The following is a 3469-nucleotide window of genomic DNA, read 5'->3' on the forward strand; positions in this document are numbered from 1 at the left end:
CCAGGCAAGATCGTTCCGCAATAGCTCAGTGGTAGAGCAACCGGCTGTTAACCGGTAGGTCGTAGGTTCAAATCCTACTTGCGGAGCCACTTTCTCTTTTGGAGAGCTGTCCGAGTGGCCGAAGGAGCACGATTGGAATTCGTGTAGGCGGCAAAACCGTCTCAAGGGTTCGAATCCCTTGCTCTCCGCCAGTTTTTCAAATATGTAATGGCCCGTTGGTCAAGCGGTTAAGACACCGCCCTTTCACGGCGGTAACACGGGTTCGAATCCCGTACGGGTCACCATATAATTTTATATCGTCGCGGGGTGGAGCAGTCTGGTAGCTCGTCGGGCTCATAACCCGAAGGTCGTTGGTTCAAATCCAGCCCCCGCAATTATTGTCCGGTCTCGTGGTGTAGGGGTTAACATGTCTGCCTGTCACGCAGAAGATCGCGGGTTCGAATCCCGTCGAGACCGCCATTTTTATTTTTAAATCAATCATACTACATATGGCTTTGTAGCTCAGTTGGTAGAGCAAAGGACTGAAAATCCTTGTGTCGGCGGTTCGATTCCGTCCAAAGCCACCATATATGTGGGGGGGTAGCGAAGTGGCTAAACGCGGCGGACTGTAAATCCGCTCCCTCGGGTTCGGCGGTTCGAATCCGCCCCCCCCCACCACTTAGGGGCATAGTTTAGCGGTAGAACTACGGTCTCCAAAACCGTCAGCGCGGGTTCGATTCCTGCTGCCCCTGTTTTAATTTCATCATGGCGATTGTGGCGAAGTGGTTAACGCACCGGATTGTGATTCCGGCATTCGAGGGTTCAATTCCCTTCAGTCGCCCCATTATTATTGGGCTGTAGCCAAGTGGTAAGGCATCGGATTTTGATTCCGACATGCGTAGGTTCGATCCCTTCCAGCCCAGCCATTTTGCGGAAGTAGTTCAGTGGTAGAATACGACCTTGCCAAGGTCGGGGTCGCGGGTTCGAATCCCGTCTTCCGCTCCAATGACTTTTGGCGCCATAGCCAAGTGGTAAGGCAGAGGACTGCAACTCCTCTATCGTCGGTTCGATTCCGACTGGCGCCTCCAACATAATATGCCGGTGTGGCGGAATTGGTAGACGCGCACGACTCAAAATCGTGTTCCTCTGGAGTGTCGGTTCGACTCCGACCACCGGTACTTTCTGCGGGTGTAGTTTAATGGTAAAACCTCAGCCTTCCAAGCTGATGACGAGAGTTCGATTCTCTTCACCCGCTTCATATCTCTCTGCCGAGTGGCGGAGAGATTTTTTGTATGCGAAAATATATAAAGGAGGTGAACGGAATGGACCCGTACACATTAAAACAACAAATCCTCGAGTACGCCGAGACTATCGGCATTGACGAGTTGAAAGTGACGACAGCTGATCCGTTCATCGTCATGAAACAACGACTTATTCGGCAACAAGAGAAAGGATTTGCCTCTGGGTTTGAAGAGCCCGACTTAGAGAAGCGTACAAACCCAGAGCTCTTACTTGAAGAGGCTCAGTCGATCATTGCGATTGCCATCGCCTATCCAAGTAAATTAAAGGATGCGCCCCGTAGTGTCGCCGGCGAGAGACGAGGGTTGTTTGCTCGTGCTTCGTGGGGACTCGATTACCATCGGGCGGTCGGCGATCGGTTGACAAAACTCCAAGCGTATATCGAAGAATTGGTTCCAGGCGTGCGGACGCGTTCGATGGTCGATACGGGTGAACTCGTAGACCGAGCTGTCGCAGAACGTGCGGGAATCGGTTTTAGTGGTAAAAACTGTTCCATTATCTCTCCTGAGAAGGGATCCTATCTTTATTTAGGTGAAATGATTTTAGATGCATACTTGCCGCCGGATGAAGCGATTGAAGACGGATGCGGAGATTGCGATAAATGCATGACGGCCTGCCCGACGACGGCCCTTGTGGAGCCGGGTGTCCTCGATGCGAAGCGCTGCATCGCCTATCTCACACAGATGAAAACGTTGATGCCGAGGGAGTTTCGGTCAAAACTTGGCGGTCGCCTATATGGATGTGACACGTGTCAGCAAGTCTGTCCGTACAATCGTAAAAAAGACTGGCGACACCATGAAGAATTGTTACCGGAAGCTGAGATTGTCAAACCGCTCTTAGAGCCGCTTTTGGCATTAAGCAACCGGGAGTTCAAACAAAAGTTCGGACATTTGTCGGGCGCATGGCGTGGGAAGAAACCGATTCAACGGAATGCGATTTTAGCACTCGCGCACTACCGTGAACCTTCAGCGATTCCAATCTTACGGGAATTCATCAAACAGGATGAACGCGAAGATATGCGTGCGACGGCTGTTTGGGCAATCGGTGCGATTCTTGGACCGGATGCGGATACGATGTTTGAAGAGATTGAACGAAATGAAACGTCTGACATGGTACATGAAGAGATTCGTATATATCGAGAGGAGTGGGCACATGAAGATCGTGTCGTCTAAATGGGGACCGTTAGCGTATGAATTAAACGCAGCAGGCAAGCTGGCGGCTCTTGAGTTCACAACGCATGAACCGACAGAAGAAGCACCTGAATGGTTGCGGGATCTCATGTTGCGAGTCGAGCGGACAGGGTTTCAAGAAGCAGATCGTGCCTACGTCGAAATGAACGGGACACCGTTTCAACAGGACGTATGGGATGCGCTCTTGACCATTCCATATGGCGAGACACGCACATATAAGCAAATTGCTGAACAAATCGGTCGGCCGAAAGCCGTTCGCGCCGTCGGTCAAGCACTCAATCGGAATCCATTGCCGATTCTCTTTCCGTGTCACCGCGTTATCGGAAGCAGTGGAAAGCTTGTCGGTTTTGCGGGAGGGTTGTCCGAGAAACAACGTCTTCTAGAATTTGAAATGAAAAAGTGAGGGAAATCAACCATGGCGATTCATGTCGTAATGTTTCAACCAGAAATACCAGCAAATACTGGGAACGTCTCACGTACGTGTGCGGCGACGAACTCGGTCCTTCATCTGATTCGTCCGCTCGGCTTCTCGACGGACGATAAGATGCTAAAGCGCGCCGGTCTCGACTATTGGCAATTTGTCGATGTCCGTTATCACGACTCGTTAGAAGAACTGTGGGAGAAGCATCCGGATGGACAGTTCTTTTATATCACGAAGTACGGGGAACAATATCCGAGTGATTTAGACGTCTCTGATGTAGAGGGTGACTACTTCTTCGTCTTTGGTCGTGAAACGAAAGGCTTGCCGATGGAAGTCATCGAGAACAATTTAGATCGTTGCATCCGCCTGCCGCAATCGAATCTCGTCCGTTCGTTAAATGTATCGAATACGGCGGCCATCATTGTATATGAAGCCCTTCGCCAACAAGGATACGCAGGGTTGAAATAAAAAAGAACCGGATTCGTAAGAATCCTCAGGCTGTTGACTAACATGAATCATATCGCTCGCCTTTCCGGCGCCCACGCTTTCCGCAGGCAATCCCGGAGCCGCATCGCGACTT

At 50.9% G+C, this 3469-nt stretch carries 3 protein-coding genes and 14 tRNA genes; all 17 read left to right on the top strand.

Annotation, left to right across the window (positions count from 1 at the left end):
- Window positions 1-14 precede the first annotated feature (14 nt).
- Window positions 15-89: transfer RNA gene (locus KNO76_RS13715), tRNA-Asn, on the top strand.
- 11 nt (window positions 90-100) lie between these two features.
- Window positions 101-191, top strand: a tRNA-Ser gene (locus tag KNO76_RS13720).
- An 18-nt stretch (window positions 192-209) separates the two neighbouring features.
- Window positions 210-284: transfer RNA gene (locus tag KNO76_RS13725), tRNA-Glu, on the top strand.
- Between the two features lie 16 nt (window positions 285-300).
- Window positions 301-374 (top strand) — tRNA-Met (locus KNO76_RS13730).
- Between the two features lie 9 nt (window positions 375-383).
- Window positions 384-459, top strand: a tRNA-Asp gene (locus tag KNO76_RS13735).
- Between the two features lie 31 nt (window positions 460-490).
- A tRNA-Phe gene (locus tag KNO76_RS13740) sits at window positions 491-566 on the top strand.
- A 7-nt stretch (window positions 567-573) separates the two neighbouring features.
- Window positions 574-657, top strand: a tRNA-Tyr gene (locus tag KNO76_RS13745).
- Between the two features lie 3 nt (window positions 658-660).
- Window positions 661-731: transfer RNA gene (locus KNO76_RS13750), tRNA-Trp, on the top strand.
- Window positions 732-747: 16 nt separating this feature from the next.
- Window positions 748-823, top strand: a tRNA-His gene (locus tag KNO76_RS13755).
- A gap of 7 nt (window positions 824-830) precedes the next feature.
- Window positions 831-905 (top strand) — tRNA-Gln (locus tag KNO76_RS13760).
- 4 nt (window positions 906-909) lie between these two features.
- Window positions 910-984 (top strand) — tRNA-Gly (locus tag KNO76_RS13765).
- Between the two features lie 9 nt (window positions 985-993).
- Window positions 994-1067, top strand: a tRNA-Cys gene (locus KNO76_RS13770).
- Window positions 1068-1076: 9 nt separating this feature from the next.
- A tRNA-Leu gene (locus KNO76_RS13775) sits at window positions 1077-1157 on the top strand.
- A 6-nt stretch (window positions 1158-1163) separates the two neighbouring features.
- Window positions 1164-1234, top strand: a tRNA-Gly gene (locus KNO76_RS13780).
- Window positions 1235-1301: 67 nt separating this feature from the next.
- Window positions 1302-2450 carry a tRNA epoxyqueuosine(34) reductase QueG gene (gene queG, locus KNO76_RS13785; RefSeq protein ID WP_214885985.1) on the top strand — a complete coding sequence of 383 codons (1149 nt, stop codon included), beginning with the start codon at window positions 1302-1304 and terminating at the stop codon, window positions 2448-2450.
- A complete protein-coding gene (locus KNO76_RS13790; protein WP_214885987.1) occupies window positions 2431-2871 on the top strand; it encodes a methylated-DNA--[protein]-cysteine S-methyltransferase in 441 nt (146 codons plus the stop codon). The genes queG and KNO76_RS13790 overlap by 20 nt, the downstream gene beginning before the upstream one ends.
- A 12-nt stretch (window positions 2872-2883) precedes the next feature.
- Complete coding sequence (gene trmL, locus KNO76_RS13795) at window positions 2884-3357, top strand: tRNA (uridine(34)/cytosine(34)/5-carboxymethylaminomethyluridine(34)-2'-O)-methyltransferase TrmL (protein ID WP_026826698.1); 474 nt, start codon at window positions 2884-2886, stop codon at window positions 3355-3357.
- Window positions 3358-3469: the final 112 nt, after the last annotated feature.

Source organism: Exiguobacterium sp. s101, from assembly GCF_018617835.1.
Classification (GTDB): domain Bacteria; phylum Bacillota; class Bacilli; order Exiguobacteriales; family Exiguobacteriaceae; genus Exiguobacterium; species Exiguobacterium marinum.

Bases quoted from the DNA above. Each gene is read 5' to 3' on its own strand.
- trmL (WP_026826698.1), top strand. From the start codon at position 2,884: ATGGCGATTCATGTCGTAATGTTTCAACCAGAAATACCAGCAAATACT.
- queG (WP_214885985.1), top strand. From the start codon at position 1,302: ATGGACCCGTACACATTAAAACAACAAATCCTCGAGTACGCCGAGACT.
- KNO76_RS13790 (WP_214885987.1), top strand. From the start codon at position 2,431: ATGAAGATCGTGTCGTCTAAATGGGGACCGTTAGCGTATGAATTAAAC.